General features: G+C 41.7%; 18 protein-coding genes. 7 read left to right on the top strand and 11 right to left on the bottom strand.

Translation table 11 applies throughout. From position 1 onward, the window contains the following. Positions 1–58 precede the first annotated feature (58 nt). Entirely contained in the window at positions 59–2,824 is a 2,766-nt protein-coding gene (polA, locus tag AC3CAU_RS09475; RefSeq protein ID WP_447054051.1) for a DNA polymerase I, read from the top strand. Between the two features lie 240 nt (positions 2,825–3,064). On the opposite strand, the gene AC3CAU_RS09470 is transcribed toward polA, so the two are convergent. Genes AC3CAU_RS09470 through ppx form a run of 5 tightly spaced genes read right to left on the bottom strand, consistent with a single transcriptional unit; the run spans position 3,065 to position 8,202 of the window. Then, positions 3,065–3,634, bottom strand: a complete 570-nt coding sequence (locus AC3CAU_RS09470) for a YggT family protein (RefSeq protein ID WP_131216401.1) — start codon at positions 3,632–3,634, stop codon at positions 3,065–3,067. Between the two features lie 27 nt (positions 3,635–3,661). Beyond that, positions 3,662–4,492 (bottom strand): pyrroline-5-carboxylate reductase, encoded by an 831-nt coding sequence (gene proC / locus AC3CAU_RS09465; protein WP_424621932.1) that lies wholly within the window; start codon positions 4,490–4,492, stop codon positions 3,662–3,664. A 28-nt stretch (positions 4,493–4,520) separates the two neighbouring features. Further along, entirely contained in the window at positions 4,521–5,870 is a 1,350-nt protein-coding gene (tilS, locus tag AC3CAU_RS09460; protein ID WP_447054050.1) for a tRNA lysidine(34) synthetase TilS, read from the bottom strand. Next, positions 5,807–6,631, bottom strand: a complete 825-nt coding sequence (locus AC3CAU_RS09455) for an acetyl-CoA carboxylase carboxyltransferase subunit alpha (protein WP_131216407.1) — start codon at positions 6,629–6,631, stop codon at positions 5,807–5,809. Before AC3CAU_RS09455 ends, tilS begins: the two co-directional genes overlap by 64 nt. A 50-nt stretch (positions 6,632–6,681) precedes the next feature. After that, complete coding sequence (ppx, locus tag AC3CAU_RS09450) at positions 6,682–8,202, bottom strand: exopolyphosphatase (RefSeq protein ID WP_424621937.1); 1,521 nt, start codon at positions 8,200–8,202, stop codon at positions 6,682–6,684. Between the two features lie 262 nt (positions 8,203–8,464). On the opposite strand from ppx, the gene trxA reads away from it, so the two are divergent. The 3 genes from trxA (at position 8,465) to AC3CAU_RS09435 (ending at position 11,090) form a co-directional block, all read left to right on the top strand. Beyond that, positions 8,465–8,791, top strand: a complete 327-nt coding sequence (trxA, locus tag AC3CAU_RS09445; protein ID WP_086175779.1) for a thioredoxin — start codon at positions 8,465–8,467, stop codon at positions 8,789–8,791. Between the two features lie 329 nt (positions 8,792–9,120). Beyond that, complete coding sequence (gene rho, locus AC3CAU_RS09440) at positions 9,121–10,389, top strand: transcription termination factor Rho (RefSeq protein WP_131216413.1); 1,269 nt, start codon at positions 9,121–9,123, stop codon at positions 10,387–10,389. A 419-nt stretch (positions 10,390–10,808) separates the two neighbouring features. Further along, positions 10,809–11,090 (top strand): hypothetical protein, encoded by a 282-nt coding sequence (locus AC3CAU_RS09435; protein WP_447054049.1) that lies wholly within the window; start codon positions 10,809–10,811, stop codon positions 11,088–11,090. 183 nt (positions 11,091–11,273) lie between these two features. On the opposite strand, the gene AC3CAU_RS09430 is transcribed toward AC3CAU_RS09435, so the two are convergent. The 3 genes from AC3CAU_RS09430 to pheS all read right to left on the bottom strand — a co-directional run bounded on the left by AC3CAU_RS09430 (position 11,274) and on the right by pheS (position 15,060). Next, positions 11,274–11,570 carry an integration host factor subunit alpha gene (locus AC3CAU_RS09430; RefSeq protein WP_004649746.1) on the bottom strand — a complete coding sequence of 99 codons (297 nt, stop codon included), beginning with the start codon at positions 11,568–11,570 and terminating at the stop codon, positions 11,274–11,276. Then, positions 11,567–13,948, bottom strand: coding sequence for a phenylalanine--tRNA ligase subunit beta (gene pheT / locus AC3CAU_RS09425; RefSeq protein WP_447054048.1), 2,382 nt, complete (start codon positions 13,946–13,948; stop codon positions 11,567–11,569). Before pheT ends, AC3CAU_RS09430 begins: the two co-directional genes overlap by 4 nt. A gap of 131 nt (positions 13,949–14,079) precedes the next feature. Next, positions 14,080–15,060, bottom strand: a complete 981-nt coding sequence (pheS, locus tag AC3CAU_RS09420; protein WP_086175782.1) for a phenylalanine--tRNA ligase subunit alpha — start codon at positions 15,058–15,060, stop codon at positions 14,080–14,082. A 157-nt stretch (positions 15,061–15,217) separates the two neighbouring features. Between pheS and AC3CAU_RS09415 the strand changes: the two genes are divergently transcribed. Further along, positions 15,218–16,261 carry a hypothetical protein gene (locus AC3CAU_RS09415; protein WP_131216421.1) on the top strand — a complete coding sequence of 348 codons (1,044 nt, stop codon included), beginning with the start codon at positions 15,218–15,220 and terminating at the stop codon, positions 16,259–16,261. A 131-nt stretch (positions 16,262–16,392) separates the two neighbouring features. On the opposite strand, the gene AC3CAU_RS09410 is transcribed toward AC3CAU_RS09415, so the two are convergent. From AC3CAU_RS09410 to orn, 3 genes are all read right to left on the bottom strand, one after another. Then, positions 16,393–16,902 carry a pyridoxamine 5'-phosphate oxidase family protein gene (locus AC3CAU_RS09410; RefSeq protein WP_447054047.1) on the bottom strand — a complete coding sequence of 170 codons (510 nt, stop codon included), beginning with the start codon at positions 16,900–16,902 and terminating at the stop codon, positions 16,393–16,395. Positions 16,903–17,362: 460 nt separating this feature from the next. Then, positions 17,363–18,133 carry a tRNA threonylcarbamoyladenosine dehydratase gene (locus AC3CAU_RS09405; RefSeq protein ID WP_447054046.1) on the bottom strand — a complete coding sequence of 257 codons (771 nt, stop codon included), beginning with the start codon at positions 18,131–18,133 and terminating at the stop codon, positions 17,363–17,365. A gap of 165 nt (positions 18,134–18,298) precedes the next feature. After that, positions 18,299–18,856 (bottom strand): oligoribonuclease, encoded by a 558-nt coding sequence (orn, locus tag AC3CAU_RS09400; protein WP_131216426.1) that lies wholly within the window; start codon positions 18,854–18,856, stop codon positions 18,299–18,301. A 125-nt stretch (positions 18,857–18,981) separates the two neighbouring features. Here orn and rsgA point away from each other — a divergent pair, with 125 nt between their 5' ends. Continuing rightward, complete coding sequence (gene rsgA / locus AC3CAU_RS09395; RefSeq protein ID WP_447054045.1) at positions 18,982–20,040, top strand: small ribosomal subunit biogenesis GTPase RsgA; 1,059 nt, start codon at positions 18,982–18,984, stop codon at positions 20,038–20,040. Between the two features lie 93 nt (positions 20,041–20,133). Beyond that, positions 20,134–20,541, top strand: a complete 408-nt coding sequence (locus AC3CAU_RS09390; RefSeq protein ID WP_131216430.1) for a rhodanese-like domain-containing protein — start codon at positions 20,134–20,136, stop codon at positions 20,539–20,541. The last annotated feature ends 5 nt before the right edge of the window (positions 20,542–20,546 follow it).

Here is a 20,546-nt window from a genome sequence, read left to right as displayed (position 1 = left end):
TATGTTCATGTGCAAAATCACGTACAATAAGCCCGATATTTGAATTAGGAATCTTTCAATGCCACCATTTGTTTTGGTCGATGGCTCATATTTTTTATTTCGTGCGTACCATGCACTGCCACCACTAACCACTTCGACTGGTTTACAGACCAACGCAATTCGTGGTGCCATTTCTGCGATTCAAAAATTGATGCGCCGTATCCAGCCGACGCATATGGCGGTGATTTTTGATACCCCTGAGCCAACTTTCCGTCATGCGCTTTCATCAATCTATAAAGGTGACCGTCCGAGCATGCCGGATGAACTGTCGCAACAGATCCCCTATCTTCACAACCTGATTCGCGCTTTGGGTATTCCTTTGCACACCCTGCCTGGCGCTGAAGCGGATGACGTGATTGGCACCTTGGCGAAACGTGCTGAAAAAGCCGGCTATCAGGTATTGATTTCAACTGGCGATAAAGACATGGCTCAATTGGTCACCGACAAAGTGACTTTGGAAGACAGCTTTAAAGACAAGCCAATGGATGTGGATGGCGTATTTGAAAAATTCGGGGTGTGGCCGAATCAAATTATCGACTATTTAACCCTGATGGGCGATGCGTCGGACGGCATTCGTGGCGTACCGGGTGTGGGGGCTAAAACTGCGGCTAAACTTTTGACCGAATATGGCTCCATTGGTGGCATTTTAGAAAATGTCGATAAGATTAAAGGTAAAGTTGGTCAAAGTATTAAAGACAATGTCGAAGGCATTACCCTAGACCACCAGTTGGCAAGTATCGTCTGTGATCTGGATATGGGACTGACCTATGAAGATCTTAAACTGCGTGATCCGAATGTCGAAGAACTGCGCCGCTTGTATACCGAACTTGAATTCCGTAACCAGTTACAGTCGCTCGATCATCCCAATAATCCGAATAATTCAGTTTATAAGCAGACTTCCAAAGGAATTGAAAGCGCTGTAGATACTGCAGTGGTGATTAATACCGAAGATGAAGCAGAGCTGACCAGTGTTGATGATCAACTCGGAAAAGCCAATTATCATACCATTTTAACTCAGGCTGACTGGGACAACCTGTTTACTCGTTTCAGTACTGAAAAACGCTTTGCCTTTGATACCGAAACCACCAGTCTGGATTATCGTATTGCCGAGATGGTTGGTTTTTCAGTGGCATTTGATGCAAATGATGCCTATTACATTCCGCTTGCGCATGATTATGAAGGCGCACCTGAACAGCTGAATCGTGAAACCATCCTTGCGCAAATCAAACCGATTTTAGAAGATGTGAGCGTTGAAAAAATTGGGCACCATCTAAAATATGATGCCCACATCTTGCACAATCACGGGATTGAATTACAAGGCTGGTATTTCGACACCATGCTGGCCTCTTATGTTTTAAATTCTGTGGCAACCCGTCACGGTATGGATGATGTGGCCCGTGTTTATCTGAGTCATTTGACCACCACCTATGAACAGGTGGCCGGTAAAGGGGTTAAACAAAAAACCTTTAATCAAATCGAGATTGAGACAGCTGCACATTATGCCGCTGAAGATGCGCATGTCACCTATCGTCTTTATGAAGTACTGTCTAAAAAATTAAAAGCCGTACCTGAACTTGATAGCATTTTGCATAATATTGAAATGCCGGTGGCACGTGTACTCACCATCATGGAAGAAAACGGCATTGAGCTTGATCTGAAATTCCTGGATCAATTGAGTGTCGATTTTTCCAATACCATTCAAAATCTGGAAAGCCAGATTATAGAAATGGCAGGACAATCCTTTAATGTCAGCTCACCAAAACAAGTCGGTGAGGTGTTATTTGATAAACTGGGCATCAAAGGCGGTAAAAAAACGGCGACTGGACAATACAGCACCAGTGAAAGTATTTTAGAAAAAATTGACCATCCAATTACCGCTTTAATTCTGGAATACCGCGGTCTGTCCAAACTGAAAAGCACCTATACCGATGGCTTGCAAAAACAGGCCAATAATGACAGCGGACGCGTACATACCAGTTATCATCAGGCGCTAACCGCAACCGGGCGTTTATCCTCAACCGATCCCAACCTGCAAAACATTCCGATTCGTGCCGAAATTGGTCGTCAAATTCGTAAAGCCTTTGTAGCACCTGCAGGTCGAGTGTTGCTGGCAGCCGATTATTCACAAATTGAACTGCGTTTAATGGCGCATCTTTCTCAAGATGAAGCCTTGGTCGATGCCTTTAATCATGGTCAAGACGTGCATCGCCGTACAGCAGCGGAAGTATTGGGCATTGTCCTGGAAGATGTGACCAATGACCAACGTCGTCAAGCCAAAGCAGTCAATTTTGGTCTGTTATACGGTATGTCGGAATTTGGTCTGATTCGTCAGCTGGGCTTTACCCGCCAAGAGTCACAAGACTATATCAAACAATATTTCCACCGTTATCCGGGCATTTACGAATACATGCAACGTACACGTCAGATTGCCTTGGAACAAGGTTTTGTGGAAACCATTTTTGGACGTCGTCTCTATACCCCTGATATAGATGCCCGCAATATGATGGTACGTAAAGGTGCTGAACGTGCCGCCATCAATGCACCACTCCAAGGCAGTGCAGCCGACATCATTAAAATGGCGATGGTTGAAGTGGATAAAATGTTGCCGAAAGATCAGGCTAAAATGCTGTTGCAAGTACACGATGAATTGGTGTTTGAAGTCGATGCCGACATTGCTGATGAACTGGCACCAAAACTGGCTGAAGTGATGCAATCGGTGGTGAAACTTTCCGTACCTCTGATTGTGGAAGTCGGTAAAGGTATGAACTGGGATGAAGCACATTAATCTTGTCTTAAGTTTCTTCTCACTTTTAAAGCTCTTTCTCTTGCGCAATATGTTGCTCAGGAAGAAGGCTGGGATGAGGGTTATTAAAAGAGACCGTCCTTCCTAGGCTATTTTGCGCTTTACTTGAAAGCCGTACTTTCAAGTTTGCTCAGAGAGAGGAACTGTCAATACTTTTCATATAGTATTTCAATAGACAATAAAAAAAGGACTCCATCGAGTCCTTTTTTTATTTCGCCAATTTTATAAACCAGTTAAAAGCACAATTGCTACTTGATTCATAATGATTTCAGCAATATACAAAGTCAAAAATGCAATAATTGGTGATAAGTCAATCATCCCCATATTCGGTAAAATACGACGGAACGGAGCCAGTAAAGGTTCTGCCAGTTCTTGAATTACTTCAATATAAGGTGAACGGGACTGTGTAAACATCACCACCCAACTTAAAATAATGGTCGCAAAAATTAAATAACGACAGAAACGAATCAAGTCCTGAATCATGGTGACAAAAGTCAAAATCACCAAATGCACCGGACTATTCGGCATGGCACCAGAAAGATACATTACCCCAAAAATTTTGAGTAAATATAAAATCACCACCAAGGCCAAAGCCGCTAAATTGACACGACCTTTAGCGACAGTGGGAAAAATACGACCAAAGACATCAACGATTTTCGTGGCTTTTACTGTAGACATTACCACTGGATTATAAGCATTCACCGCTGCCAATTGCATGAGAAAACGGAAGAATACGAGCAAAATCGCTACGTTAATGATAATGCCAAAAATTAGCGCAGAGTTTGCACCCATACTGGAACTTTCCTAAATAAAAACGAGTTATTTGCTACTTTCACTTAGCTCTTGAGCAAGTTCTTGACTGCGCTTTTGTGCAGCAGCCAAAGCGGCCTGAATATTTTGAGAGATTTGTGCACGATCAAAGACTTCAAGTGCAGCTTGAGTTGTACCGTTTGGAGAGGTCACATTTTTGCGTAATTCTGCAGGTGAATTTGCACTGGTAATGGCCATTTGTGCAGCACCTAAAGCCGTTTGCAGAGTCAGGGCTGTCGCCACTTTCTCATCTAGACCTAAGTTTTTTCCTGCACGAATCATGCTTTCCATCATATAAAAGAAATATGCTGGACCTGAACCAGACACTGCAGTAACTGCATCAATCTGTGCTTCGGAATTCACCCAAAGGGTTAAACCCGTTGCAGCCAAAACCTGGCTTGCAAGCTCACGATCTTTTGTATCCACCGCATCAGTCGCATACAAACCATGTGCCCCTGTGTGTACCAAAGCAGGTGTATTCGGCATGATCCGAACAATTCGATCAGTTTCAAGCAGATTTGCAATTGTGGCAATTTCAGCCCCCGCAACAATCGACATCACCAATTTACCGTCAAATAAACCTTTGAGTGGTTTTAATACGTTTGCCAACACCTGTGGCTTTACCGCAAAAAGGACGATATCGGCATCACGAATGGCAGCAATATTATCATCGGTCACATGCACATCTTTTTCTTCTAATAAAAGACGTACTTTTTCGACCGGGTCAGAAACTGTAATACGTGTTGGGGGCAAACCACGCGAAATCAGCCCGCCAATTAAGGCCTGAGCCATATTGCCGCCACCAATAAAACAAATATTACAATTTAAAGCTGCATTCATGAATCATACTCAAATTAGAATTTTTTAACTAAGAGATCAAATTTGGTTGCCAACCACCGACTTCACAATATTCAGATTGAGCTAACCAAAACCCTTTCGGTGTAAAAACACCAAGCATAACATTATCTATGCTTAATATTTGAATTCTATAACGCTGCCAAGGAAAAATTTGTGCTTCCTGAATGGCTTTTTTTAATGGCCAAGCTCCCACCCGTCCATATAAATGAATTTTCTCACCTCCTTCGCGCATCACCAAATTCAGTTTTTTAGCCAGTAATGAGGCTGATAAACCTATTTTTGCAGTTTCAGCCAGATACTTTCCTGAAAGTAGAGTAATTTTTTGACCCAATTCCAGACAGACGGTTTGTTCGGAAATATGGCTTTGATTTTTTTCAGCCAGATATTCTTCAGGACTTAAACGATAAAGCTTTTGCTGATACCGCACATAATAGTATTGATTCCAGTGCAACGCTGCTTGGGCATCTGATTTGGATGTAATCACTTCATGCAACAAGCGTTTCACCATTTCAAAACTGGGGCGATAAATATCCTGCCCTTTCATCCAGGCAGATAACAGTTGTCTTTGCCGGGCAGTAGAGAGTTGCGCCAGTTTTTTTAAATCAAGTTCAGTTGCTGTTCCGCAAAGTTCTAAATCCTGCTGTAATACTTGTTGCAGAATTTCGTCAGCATCTTGCATTAAATAGCTGGTGCGACTGAGTGCCTGCTGCATTTTAGGATAGCGATTTTGTAAGACTGACCATAATTCATGACGGCACCAGGCGCGATCATAATGGATATCTAAATTGGTGGGATCGTGAATATTTTGCACATTCAGTTGGACGGCCCATTGGCAAATCTGCTCACGCGAGATATCGAGTAATGGTCGCCAAATGGTGAATTGCTTACGCGTATCGACCGATTTCATGGCCGCTAAACCCTGCACACCTGCACCTGAGAGCAAACGCAACATTAAGGTTTCAGCCTGGTCTTGCTGATGATGCGCCAGAACTAAAATTTCATTCGGTTTTAGATGTTTTAAGTAGGCTTGATAACGTGCCGTACGTGCCTGATGTTCCAAGTTTCCTGCTTGTACCTCGACAGGTTCAACGATACAAGGAATATTCAGCGCAGCACATTGATCAGACACAAACTGGCCCCAATCTGCACTCATTGCTTGCAGCTGGTGATCTATATAGATCGCACGAATTTTTTCAGGAGACAAATAAGAGATTAAATGCAAAAGCAGCATGGAATCCATGCCGCCACTACATCCAATTAAAAAGGTACTATCGGGAGGAAAACCTTGGATTTGATTTAAGACGCCAGACCTAAATTGTCGCTGCCAAACTTCATTAAACGCTGGTAACGTGCTTCGCATCTCTCATTCGCATCCATCGACTGCAATTCTTCTAAAGCCTGTTGTAACACATCTTTAAGGTCTTGCATGACTTGTTCAGGCTGCAAATGTGCGCCCTCACCTTCATCCACCACATATTCAACAATACCCATTTTTTTGAGTTTTTCAGCAGTGAGTGCCAATGCGTCACTGGCTTGTTCAGCTTTCTCTGCTGTTTTCCACAAAATGGATGCACAGCCTTCAGGTGAAATCACTGAATAAATACTGTGAGACAGCATCACCACACGATCTGCTACACCAATACCCAACGCACCACCTGAACCGCCTTCACCCAATACTGTGGCAATCACAGGAACTTTCAAACTTGAAAGTTGTGCAAGGCTGGTGGCAATCGCTTCTGCCTGACCGCGTTCTTCTGCACCTACACCTGGATATGCACCCATGGTGTCGATAAAAGTAAATACCGGCAGTTTAAAACGTTCAGCCATATCCAGCAAGCGCTGTGATTTACGATAACCTTCAGGGTTACTCATTCCAAAGTTATGTTGCAATTTTTCACGTGTGCTACGGCCACGATGCTGTCCAACAATCATCACTGCCTGACCATTAAAACGTGCCAAACCACCGATCATTGCACCATCATCACCAAATAACCGATCACCATGTAAAGCATCGAATTCAGTGAAAATTTCACCAACATAATCCAAAAATTGCGGACGTTCCGGATGACGTGCAATTTGAACCGTTGTCCATGCCTTAGATTTAGCAGCTTTATTTTTCATAGGTCGACCATTATCCCAAAACTAACAATAGCTTGTTAACCAATAACTTGTTAATAGATAAATTGTTCCGACTGAATATTCAATTCAATATCCCAATGCTTAAACTGCACCTGTTCATCATGCAAGTCTGCTACAAGCAAAGGCCATTGTTTGGCATCGCCAGAAACGCTTAGTTGCCATTGTTGCTCATTGTCGACACTTAATTCAATGGCAGGAAGCATCTCATCGCTACGACTATGATTAAGTAAAACTGCAAGACGAAGCAATAGACTTAAGTAAACTAATTTGCTACCACCTACTCTCATTACATCTACGCGGCTATCATTACGTAGCTTACGACGATGATGTGCAACTAAGTGTGAAAGATGATTTTGGTCAATTTGAGAGAAGCCTGCAATGTCTGAATGTTGGAGTAGATATGCCCCATGACGGTGATAACCCCCATGACTAATCGCCAAACCAATTTCATGTAAATAGGCAGCACGACGCAACAGGTCACTATCTTCACTGTTTAAATTCAGCGACTTAGCCACACCCTCAAACAAATGCTGCGCAGTTGCCACTACACGTTCAGCCTGTTTAGGATCTGCGTTATAGCGTCCCATTAAAGCTTGCACACTTCGGTCGCGGATATCTTCATGCTGGAAACGCCCGAGTAAGTCATACATCACCCCTTCACGTAATGCGCCATCGGAATACACCAATTTGTTCAATTCAAGCACATCGAACACCGCATATAAAATGGCAACCCCTGCTGGCAAAACTGCTCGGCGGTCTTCTTTTAAACCATCAAAATCAACTTCTGAAATATGTTTAAATTTGAGTAATTTTTCTTTGAGTTTTTCTAAACCTTCGCGAGTCAAGTTTTCTTGTACATCACTCCAGCCCATGTTTACGGTAATTTGACGACAGGCTTTAATGGTACCGCTTGAACCGACCACTGTATCCCAACCCGCTGTTTTATAGGTGTTGGCAATACCTGAAAGTTCTTTACGCGCAGCCACCACGGCTTTATCAAAATTTTTCTGATTGATCTCACCATCGCTAAAATAAGCTTTGGTAAAGGCGACGCAGCCCATTTGTAAAGATTCGGTATGGATAGGCTCAAATTCTTCGCCAATAATCAGCTCAGTAGAACCCCCACCAATGTCAATCACCAAACGACGACCACTATTGGCCATGGTATGCGAGACACCCAAATAAATCAGACGTGCTTCTTCACGACCGGCAATAATTTCAATCGGTTTAGGGAGAATTTCAGCCGCTTTTTGAATAAATTCATGACCATTCTTGGCCTGGCGCAAAGCATTGGTGGCTACAATTCGCATCCGGTTTGCCTGTACCGAACTTAAACGTCCGACAAAGCGTGCCAAACAGGCTAAGCCCCGTTGCTGTGCAGCTTCAGTCAAGTTTTTATTTTCATCCAGACCTGCAGCCAATTGTACTTTTTCTGACATTGAAGCCACTTTTTTCACTTCGCCATGATCTACACGTGCAATAGCAAGATGAAAACTGTTCGACCCCATATCGATGGCAGCAAGTAACTCTTCATCAATCAAAAAATCCGACATTATTCAACGAACCTATAAGAATTATGCTTAGAGTAATTCACCTCCATCCAATTTAAAAGCCATTTATCAAAGCAAATAGATGAGTTTTTTATTTTTTTAAGTGATGCCGCAATTGCATGACACGATCATCAATATCGTGAGCATCAATTAGACAAACCCAACATAATGACTGAAAATTTACATATCGCACTACATAGTTAAACGAGGCTATGTAATACTTATAGTTATAAAACTATCTTAAAATTTTATTTGGAGCATATCCATGTCTGGCAATATCGTAAACACAACTGATGCAAACTTCGAAGCTGACGTTTTACAATCTGACGTTCCTGTACTTGTCGATTTCTGGGCAGGCTGGTGTGCACCATGTAAAGCCATTGCACCTGTATTAGAAGTACTGTCTACAGAATTCGAAGGTAAAGTTAAAGTTGTTAAAGTTGACGTAACTGCTTGTGAAGCAACTGCCGTGAATTACAATATCCGTAACATTCCTGCCCTATTAATGTTCAAAAATGGTGAAGTGGTCGCTCAACAAGTCGGCGCAGCACCAAAATCTAAATTGACTGCATTTATTGAAGAAAACATCTAATTCAAAAACAGTCCAATTTGATTCAATACGCTATCTCTGGATAGCGTATTTTTTTCGTCTATAAATTGACAAAAGCTTTATTCTCTCTTATATTACATGTTCAAGGAATAAAGGATTTTCAATCCGCAATTTTCTTACAAGACACAACACATAAGATCGCCGCTCGGCAACAGAAATTGTTTTTACACTTTTTTCTTCAAAACAATGAATCAGACCTCTGAATTGTTATTGTGCAAATACAATTACGTTACTTTTATTGCGTGCAAGCGGCTGAATGTTGCTCCCTTTCCTCATCTGTATTCCAGAATTTTGATCCTATCTGACCCCCTATGAATTTAACTGAACTCAAGAAAAAACCGATTGGCGAACTCATCAAGATTGCGGAGTTTATGGGCCTAGAAGGAATGGCACGTAACCGTAAGCAAGACATCATTTTTGCCATCTTAAAGCGCCATGCAATGAATGGTGAAGAGATTTTTGGTGATGGTGTTCTAGAAATTCTATCTGATGGTTTTGGTTTCCTACGCTCTGCAGCTGGTTCTTATCTTGCAGGCCCTGACGATATTTATATCAGTCCTTCTCAAATTCGTCGCTTTAACTTACGCACGGGCGATACTATTACCGGTACAATTCGCCCGCCTAAAGAAGGCGAACGTTATTTTGCTTTATTAAAAGTAAATCAAATTAACTATGACACGCCTGAAAACTCAAGAAACAAAATCTTATTTGAAAACCTGACCCCCTTGTTCCCAACCGAACAATTAATTATGGAGTTAGGTAATGGTACAACTGAAGATTTGACTGCACGTGTGGTTGACTTGGTGGCACCGATTGGTAAAGGTCAACGTTCTATTATTGTGGCGCCGCCGAAAGCCGGTAAAACCATGTTGCTACAAAACATTGCTCAATCCATTGTTCGTAACAACCCTGAAGTCTTCCTGATTGTTCTTCTCATTGATGAACGTCCAGAAGAGGTAACAGAAATGGAACGTACGGTACGTGGTGAAGTAGTTGCATCAACATTTGATGAAGCACCCGCTCGTCACGTTCAAGTTGCAGAAATGGTGATTGAAAAAGCAAAACGCTTGGTTGAACACAAGAAAGATGTAGTGATTCTGCTTGACTCAATCACTCGTTTAGCACGTGCCTACAACACAGTGATTCCATCTTCAGGCAAGGTACTTACCGGTGGTTTGGATGCACATGCACTGGAACGTCCAAAACGCTTCTTCGGCGCAGCACGTAATATTGAAGAAGGCGGCTCATTAACCATCATCTCTACTGCTTTAATTGAAACAGGCAGCAAGATGGATGAAGTGATTTACGAAGAATTCAAAGGTACAGGTAACCAAGAAATTACGCTTGATCGCCGGATTGCTGAAAAACGTGTATTCCCTGCGATGAACATCAAAAAATCGGGGACACGTCGTGAAGAACGCCTAATGTCTGAAGATAACTTACGTAAGGTTTGGATTTTACGTAAATTACTTCACACTCAAGATGAATTGGCATCAATGGAATTCTTGCTTGATCGCATGAAAGAAACCAAAACTAATGACGATTTCTTTGATCAAATGAAACGTAAAGCCGCTAATTAATACTTATTACGTTTATATTCATTTAAAAGGCTATCTATAACGATAGCCTTTTTATTTGGTTGACTTTACTTACATAAAGCTACAATTGACTATTTTCTTTGTAAACTTTTATGCAAGTTTCTGATTATTAAAATAATCAATATAAAAAAACGATATTTTTTAGCAGGTTATTTAGTACTTATCCAATATAAACCCTACAGTTGATTGTTATTTTCTGTTAATAAATTGCTCATTTTTCATCATTTTTTGCATTTTTTGGCTATGTCCTAGTAGTAATTCAAAATGCGCAGTGATAGCATATTTGCAGACCAGTTAGACTGCCTTTGCATTGTTACTGCCTAACAGATATTAGGAAGAATAAAAGCACTCAACAGGCTAACATAGGTTTTTTTTAATCTCATATTTTAGAGAGTGATGCCATGTTATTCAAAAAAATCGCTATTGCTGCTGCAGTTGCTACTACTTTAGCTTTCGTTGGTTGTGCTAAAAAAACTGAAGAAGCTGCTGCTGACGCTAACTCTGCTGCATCTGAAGCTGTAGAAGCTGCATCTGAAGCTGAAGCTGCTGCTTCTGCTGCTACTGTTGAAGCTGCTCCTGCTGCTGACGCTGCTGCGTCTCAAGCTGCTGCTGCTGCTTCTGTAGCTGTTGATGCTGCTGCTGATGCTACTGCTGCTTCTGAAGCTGCACCTAAAGCTCAATAATCTTTACGATTATTAAGTAAAAAAGAGAGCCTTTGGCTCTCTTTTTTTATGGCAAAAATCAAGATCAATATAATAAGAATTATCCAATCTTATTTTCAAATAAAATATTACTTCCTGTCATAGTCCTACTTCCTTCTTACTCAAGTGAGAGGAACTATGTAAATTTAAAATAAAAAAAGCAGATCAATCGATCTGCTCATTTCCTACGCGCTGGCGGAATTTCTGCCCTGCACGGAATGTGACTACACGGCGTGCAGAAATTGGAATTTCTTCACCCGTTTTCGGGTTTCGACCTGGACGTTGGCGTTTATCACGCAACTCAAAGTTACCGAAACCTGAAAGTTTTACCTGCTCGCCTGAGATTAGCGCTTGGCTAATCTCATCGAAGAACAACTCAACCATTTGTTTTGCTTCACGACGGTTTAAACTCGTGAGCTCACTTAAATGATCAGCCATTTCTGCTTTTGTTAATGCTGTCATGAAGCCCTCAATGTCGCCTGATAAGTGTTTTGCAACACTTCGATTATTTGATCCATACCCGATTTAATTTCAGCATCTTCAAGTGTACGTGATGGATGTTGCCATAAAAGTGCAAATGCTAATGAGCGTTTACCCTCTTCGACCCCTTGTCCAGTGTACACATCGAACAACCAAGTCGAGCCTAATAACTCTCCACCCGTTTTTTCGATAAGTTGCTGAATTTCACTAACATTAATCTTATCACTAATTAAAAGCGCAATATCACGTCTAACCGATGGAAATCGTGATAATTCTGTAAAATTAGATACATAAGTTTGCAAAACAGCCTGTTGGTCGATCTCTGCCACCCAAGTGATGCCCAAATCGAGTTCATCTTCTAAAGATGGATGTAGACGACCGAGATAACCTACTGATTTTCCATCTACTAAAATTTCAGCAGATTGCCCTGGATGTAACCATACTCGTTCTGAGCGTACATATTCAACTTTTACACGTCCAGCAGCGAAAATCTCTTCAACTTCACCTTTAAGGTCAAAGAAATCCATCGGCTGTGCTTTAGCATGCCAAGATTCAGCAGTTTTCGCACCCACAGCGATTAGTGCCAAAGTCGGGATTTGCTTCAGATCATGAATGCTTTTTGCATCTTGATAATCAAAGCGTAAACCCAGCTCAAAGAAACGTACGCGGCTTTGTTGACGGTTAATATTGTACTGCACACATGGAATCAAACTTGATAACAAAGTCGAACGCATCGCAGCCAAGTCACTTGAGATCGGATTTGCCAACATCAATGGATTAACGTATGGATTCAACTGCTTTTCAAGTTTGGCATCGGCAAAGCTAAAGCTGATTGCTTCTTGATAGCCTAAAGTCACCAAGGTTTGACGAAGTTGAGGTAATTCAAACTGATCTTGATACTTTGCAAATTTGACATCGATCACAGGCAAACTGATCTGAATATTGTCATAACCGTGAATACGGGCAACTTCTTCAATCAGGTCTTGATAAATGGCCATGTCATAGCGATGTGAAGGCGGAACAACAGTCCACTCGCCTTGTGCTTTCACCGTCACGATACAACCGAGACGTTGTAGCGCATCCGTAATAAAGTCACTTTCAACGCGATAACCCAACAATTGATCCACTTGAGCTTGGTTCAATTCAATCGCGTCACGTATTGGTAAAAATTCGGTTTGTTCTGTAACCGTAATTGGACCAAAATCACCGCCCGCCAACTCAGCAATAAGCTGTGATACACGGTTCATGGCAATGCTTGGCAATTCAAAGTCTACGCCACGTTCATAACGTTGCGATGCATCGGTATGTAAACCATAACGACGTGCACGACCTGCGATATGTAATGGTGCGAAGAAAGCAGATTCCAGGAAAATTTCCGTGGTTTCATCGGTTACAGATGAAGATAGTCCACCCATGATCCCGGCAATTGCCAATGCTTTTTCATCATCCGCAATCACCATCACATCTTCAGTGAGCTCGACTTCTTGTTCATTTAACAGTACCAGTTTCTCTTGAGCAGTGGCCTGACGCACATGTACTGCACCTTGAACTTTGGCACCATCAAATGCATGTAGTGGTTGACCCAGTTCCATTAAGACGTAGTTGGTAATATCAACTAAAATGCTGTGCTGACGGATACCTGAACGGGCAAGTGCGCGCTCCATCCACTCTGGGGTGGATGCTTTGGTATTAACGTTTTTAATCACACGACCCAAATAGCGTGGACAACCTTCAGTTGAAATAACAACTTTTTTCTCATCAGCGATAGTTGCAGCAACTTCAACAATCTCAGGCGTAGTCACAGGAAGTTGGTTAATCACACCAATTTCGCGTGCAATACCCCGAATACTGAAACAGTCACCACGGTTTGGGGTGATGCTGATATCAATCACGTGATCATCTAGATTTAGATATTCACGTACATTTACCCCTACAGGCGCATCCGCAGGAAGCTCTAAAAGACCATCAATTTTATCTTCAAGGTCAATTTCAGAAGCACCGCACAGCATGCCTTGTGATTCAATACCACGAAGCTTACCTTTCTTAATTTTGAAATCACCTGGTAAAACCGCACCAACCGTTGCCACTGGAGCTTTCATACCTGCGCGTACATTTGGCGCACCGCATACAATCTGTAAAGGCTCACCTGAACCAATATTCACAGTAGTTACACGCAAACGATCTGCATCGGGATGTTGTTCTACAGTCAGAACTTCGCCTACCACCACACCTGTAAATGGTTTTGCTGCTGGCGCCAACTCATCAACTTCTAGACCAAGCATGGTGAGTTGGTCAGATAGTTTTTCACTATCAATGGCTGGGTTTACCCATGTGCGTAACCAATTTTCGCTAATTTTCATTTCTATAAAAACCTATAAATCTAATTTCTTGAATCCCCTCTGACTCTCTCTTTTTTCAAAGCAAGACCCCTGTTTCATATTGAAAACCCCTTTCCTTTTAGGAGAGGTCAGGGAGAGGTTAATAAATTCGTTTAAGCAAATTGGCGTAAGAAACGCACATCATTTTGGAAGAACATACGCAAATCATTTACACCGTAGCGAAGCATTGCAAAACGTTCCACACCCAGACCAAAAGCAAAACCTTTATACTTTTCAGGATCAATGCCGGCAGCTTGAAGTACATTCGGATGCACCATACCGCAGCCCAAAACCTCTAACCAACGACCGCGCTCATCCATAATGTCCACTTCCGCACTTGGTTCAGTGAACGGAAAGTACGATGGACGGAAACGAACGGTTAAATCTTTTTCGAAGAATTCATTTAACAGGTTAATCAACAAGCCTTTCAGTTCCGCAAAACTGGTATTTTCCGCAATGTATAAGCCTTCAATTTGATGGAACATTGGCGAATGGGTTTGATCCGAGTCACAACGGTATACACGGCCAGGACACACAATACGAATTGGCGGTTGCTGAGTTTCCATGGTACGAATCTGCACACCAGAAGTATGCGTACGCAGTAAATGATTGACATCAAAATAGAACGTGTCATGCATGGCACGTGCAGGGTGATGACCCGGAATATTCAATGCTTCAAAGTTGTGATAATCATCTTCAACTTCAGGACCTGTCGCAACCGTAAAACCTGCTTTGGTAAAGAACTGGCAAATACGCTCTTGCACTTGAGTCACAGGGTGGATGCTCCCCACGCTTTGACCACGACCCGGCAAGGTAATATCGATCATTTCGCTAGCAAGTTTTTGTTCTAATGCAGCTTTTTGTAATTCCGCCTGGCGTGTCGTTAATGCACCAGTAATGGCTTCACGTACAGCGTGAATTTTCGCCCCAAAAACTTTACGTTCTTCAGGGTCCATTTTACCCAGTGCCTTCGATTGTTCCGCAAGCTGGCTTTTCTTCCCTGTAAATTGAACTCGTACTTGATCGAGTGTAGCAAGGTCTTGAGCTGCTGCAATCGCAGCGAGCGCTTCAGTGGTCAGGGCTTCCAGTGACATAGTAACTCTCAAAGCAACAATTTAAAAATATAATAAAACCCCATATTCTAACAGTTTTTGAGCGTATTGATGAAGTTCCGTATAGAGGAAAATTAGATTGGCATCCAGATTTATAAAAAGTATAAGATAAAGGCATTATTCGTGAGATCAATAAAAAATGGCACTCGATCCGATTTGGAAACAACAATTAACTTTGGTCACCTATGGTAATGAGTATCTCAGCCAGAATTTAAGCTTTAATCACTGGGTACAGCATTCCATTTTTAACCAGCATAACTTGCGTTTCCGTGATCTCATGTCACAACATTTACTTGCGCAACATTTTCAAATTTGGCTTGAAGGTCTGAAAAAACAAGGCAGTCACCGTATTAGCTTACATAGCTCAAGTCTTTTGGTTGACGAAAAAAACCCAAATGCCAATGTAGAGCTTTTAGCCATTCCACATTTTATTGTCAGCCATGAACATCATAAAAAAACCGCCTGGATTTTTGGTAAAGAACTACCCGAATGGTATAGCGCTGACAATGACTATGAAGCGCCTGAGCCCCAACAAGAACAATGCCGTCAGGAAACATTTTGGCGTTTCGAGCTCAATCCCAAACTTGCAAAACGTCTAGATGCCGATTTGCAACAGCCGAATTGGGATGATATTCAAACTTATACCGATAATGAATTATTCGATAGCAAGTTTGCACAAGGCATGAGCGAACCGGCAAACCGGGATTTCCCTTATTATGGGATGACTCAAACTGCGACGGAAAATGCTGATGGCTCGCCTTTGCTGGAGAGTAAATATCTGCCTTTACTTCCAAGCGAATATCAGGCGGATTATGCTCATACCACATTACATCGTTTAGAAGCACTATCGACCTATATTAAACACCGACAGCAGCACCCTTATCATGCTGACGGCAGTGAACTGACACCTGAAGAACAGCTGAATCTGCGTCACTTTTCGCAAAAGCTGGATGATTTAATGACAAAATTTATTGTTAAAGTCGCCAATCATTATCAGTCTGCAAAACTGACCAAAGTAGAAATTGCCAATCCTTTAGATGGTACTCCTACAACGCCACTTACCTCCCCTCATTTAAAAACCCATAAAGCCCCTACCCATCATAAAGTCGGTGCATCGGGTGTGATTAAACTGATTTTATTAACTATTGTGATTTGTCTCTTGGCTTATTACTTTGGACTTTAATTTTTATAAAGATGCTAAAAAATTCAGCTCAATGGATATAAAAAGAAGAACACGTATTTTGCTCTATACGTGTTCTTCATACTTAGCCTAAAACGCTTAAGCTATATTTGTCGGCCTGAAATACTGACAGATTATAAATCGAGCTTTTTGTGATCCGAACCTACTTCGCCAGCATGGCCAGTCACACTGCCTTTAATTAATTTAAATAGCTGAGTTACTTTATTGTCAGTCACGTTCCAGTATTCTGCGCTGACACCTTCAGCAACCAATACGCGCACACTCGGATCATCCTTACCTGTAAACCAGTTCTCAGCCCAAGGGTTCCAAAGCAGATCAATCAAGGCTGGATCGGTACTGAGATGTGCATGGGCGCTGATCGAAACATAAATGCCATCTGAAGGTTTGGTAAAAGACAATCCAATCTGATTACGCCCAGAATTCACAGCGCTGACCAGATCGTTAGTATCCTTCAAGATAAAATAAAGATTATGACCTTCACTGATCTGTTCAGTCTTGTCGGAATTCAGCATAGTCATAGGTTGTGAATGTAATTCTTGCGTTTCAGTGGTGTGACTGATCATCGCATAGCGTACTTCCTTGATCAGTTCCCATAATTTTTCGCGATTATGATTATCCGTCATTACTTTTCTCCTGAAGCTAAACCTTAGAAATAAGAAATTATTTAATTTTATGCATTCGCCTATTTTCTAGATTAGTGATATTTTTTACTTTGAATATGCCACCTTACTTAATTTATACATTTGAATAATAAAAAATTCGCTTAATCCTCCTAAGAAATAACGAAAAATATTTTGTTTAAAAATAAAGTTAAAAAGCTGTTCTATCTTGAGAATTTGGAAACAGGTTAACGTCACTGAATGAGAAAAAGAGAACAGGAAAATAATGAGCCAAATGATTAAGTTCAATATAAATAGATATAAATTCTAGAGCGCTTAAAGCATGTGAGCTATGTTCAGCACAGTTAAATTACTGCGTGTTAATTGTTTTAATTTTCAATTGATTGTATGGAGGTCTGTTGATATTAAAAGATAAACGTTAAAAAACATTAACAGACCTTGAATTTCATACAAATTTCGATGCTTAGGCTTTCGCTTTTTTTAAAGCCAGTTTTTTTAATACTTCTGACACTGCAATCATGGCAAAACTTGAAGTAACTACGACCGCGGAACCATAACCGCCACAGCGCAAGCCGGCACTTGGGCAAACCTCGGCACTCGAAAACGGATTATCAATCGAATAGACACAGGTGATACCAAATTTCTCTTTGGGTTTTTTACAAATTCCCTTCGCACGTAACTGACTACGTAACTTGGCCAACATCGGATCCTGTTCAGTTTTAGCTAAATCTGCAACCCGAATTTTTAAGGGATCCAGCTTGCCGCCTGCTCCGCCCGACACAATTAACGGAATTTTATTAAATCGGCAATGCAGCATTAAGGCCAATTTGGCTTTGACATCATCAATACAATCTAGCACCACATCAGGTTTGTTTTCTAACAGTTCTTTGACATTGTCAGGCGTTAAATAGTCATCCACCAGATTAATCTTGATCCGTGGGTTAATCGAATAACAGCGCTCTGCCATCACTTCAATTTTTTCACGTCCTAAAGTCGAGCTCATGGCCGGTAATTGACGGTTAATATTGGATGCCGCAACCACATCCATATCAATAATAGTCAGCTTCCCAATACCGGTACGCGCCAAAGCTTCAACTGCCCAAGAACCAACACCGCCAATGCCAATTACCATCACATGGCTGTGTTCATACTGACGAAAAGCTTCATCTCCATAAATTTTTTCCACACCTGCAAAGCGGCGCTCATATTCATCATCTTCAGGAAGATCAGTCATTCGTCATCAGGTATCTAAAAAACACCGGCGCATTTTACCAAACTCCATCCCAATTCGATAATCTATATCTTTAAGTCTATTCAATAACCCTGATCAAAAACGAAATAAAGAGAATTTTTAACGATAAAAAAAGAGGCTTTCGCCTCTTTTATTGATCCTTTAGAATCAGTCTTTATTCATGATAAAGAAATACTGACGATAATATTTGAGTTCCACAATGGAATCACGAATATCATCCATCGCTAAATGTGAGGCATTCTTTTTCAAGCCACTCATGATTTCTGGACGCCAGCGTTTCGCCAGCTCTTTCACTGAAGATACATCAAGATTACGATAATGGAAAAATTGTTCCATTTCCGGCATTAAACGATGCAAAAAACGACGGTCTTGGCAAATAGAATTACCACACATTGGTGAGGATTTCGGGGTGACCCATTTTTTCAGAAATTCCAGTGTTTGTTGTTCGGCATCTTGTGCAGTCAATTTACTGCGACGTACACGTTCAATCAGACCCGACTGTCCATGTTGACGGGTATTCCATTCATCCATCGCATTGAGTACGCGATCGGGCTGGTGAATAGCAAGCACAGGACCTTCCGCCAAAATATTCAGGTTATCATCTGTCACAATGGTTGCAACTTCAATAATTTGGTCGTTATCTGTATCCAGACCTGTCATTTCAAGGTCAATCCAAATGAGGCGGGTATCAGGAGTGCTGCTCATAAATGTGCAATCTTATTGGGCTGAAAAACCGCTATAGTAGCAAATTTATTGCATCGATGCTGTAACTCGCACCCCGCTTCATGCTATTTTTGACAGCCTTAGTTCATGGTTTTTTTAGGATATGAATGGCTTTAATTCGTAAACGTCGTTTAACTGAACAGCAACAACGTCGCATTCAGAAACAACATCAAACACGTCAAGAAGAAATAGACACTTCAAGTGACCTAGAAGGCTTGGTGGTACAGCACTATGGTCGTCAACTTGAGGTTCAAGCCCTATCAACGCCTGATGAGCATCCGATCAAACCTGAAGTCAAAGCAGGCGAACCGGACCCGTTTTGGAAGCCGATTGAGCTCGGCAGTGTCTGGCGCTGTCATACCCGTACCAATTTAGAAGCCTTGGTCACCGGTGACCGGGTAAAATGGCAAGCAGATCCAAATACCGGACTCGGCATTATTACCGCGATTCATCCACGCCAATCCCTGTTAACTCGCCCTGACCGCTACCATAAAGTAAAACCGGTGGCTGCCAATGTCAGCTTGATTGTGATTGTATTTGCATCTTTCCCTGAAGTTGCGCCAAGCCTGATTGACCGTTATATCGTAGCGTGTGCCGATGCGCAAATTCCTGCGCTGTTAGTACTGAATAAAGCCGATTTAATCAAAGAAAATGATCCGATTTTGAACTTAATGCAGGAATATCAGGCATTAGGTTATGAAGTGATTCAGACTCAATCTGATGGTGATTTAACTGAACTGGCAAATCGTTTGGCTGGTGAAACTGTCGCTTTTGTGGGGCAGTCAGGGGTCGGGAAAAGCTCGTTGATTAATGCCATGGTTCCTGATGCTGCACAAAAGACCAATATTATTTCAGAAAACTCTGCACTGGGTCAGCATACCACCACCTCTACGCGTTTAATTGCTTTTGGTGAAGGCGCAGCCCTGATTGATTCGCCTGGAATCCGTGAATTTGGCTTATGGCATTTAAACCCAGACAAAGTTCAGCAAGGTTTTCCTGAAATTGAAAATCTGCTTGGACATTGCCAGTTCCGTAACTGTACCCATAAGCACGAAAAACAATGTGCTTTACGTCTGGCAGCACAGTCGGGCGAAATTTTGCAGCGTCGTTTAGACAGTTATTTGCGTTTAACCGACGAAATTACTGAAGCACAGCAAAAAAATTAATATTTCTTAACGCTTAGCCCTTGAAGCGGCGATTTTGATCGCCATATTTATGAGCTATACTCTACGCAATTTAAAATTGTAATTAGGTGATTTGTGGAACGTTGGTTGGAATTTATGGGGAATCACCCCTTCTTGTTTGGCTCACTTGGGGTATTGATTGTCTTGTTCTTCGTTTTAGAAGGACAACGCAATGGTCGTAAGATTTCACCACAATCTTTGGGTATTTTAGTCAAAGCTAAAAATGCCATGCTGATTGATTTACGTGATGCCAAAGACTTCCGTGAAGGTCATATCAGCGGCAGCCGTAATATTCCGTATAGCCAAATTACAAGCCATCTTGAAGAGTTAAAATCTTCGGATCGTCCACTGGTGTTCATTTGCAACCTCGGTCAAATCGCAGGTACAGCTTTACAACAAGTGGGTCATGCTGATAGCTACCGTTTAGATGGTGGTGTGAACAATTGGAAAGTCCAAGGCTTACCCCTCATTAAAAGCAAGTAATTCGC

This window comes from Acinetobacter sp. GG23 (genome assembly GCF_057766365.1).
Note: the sequence above shows the minus strand (reverse complement) of the source record. Positions and strands in the feature narration are given on the sequence as shown.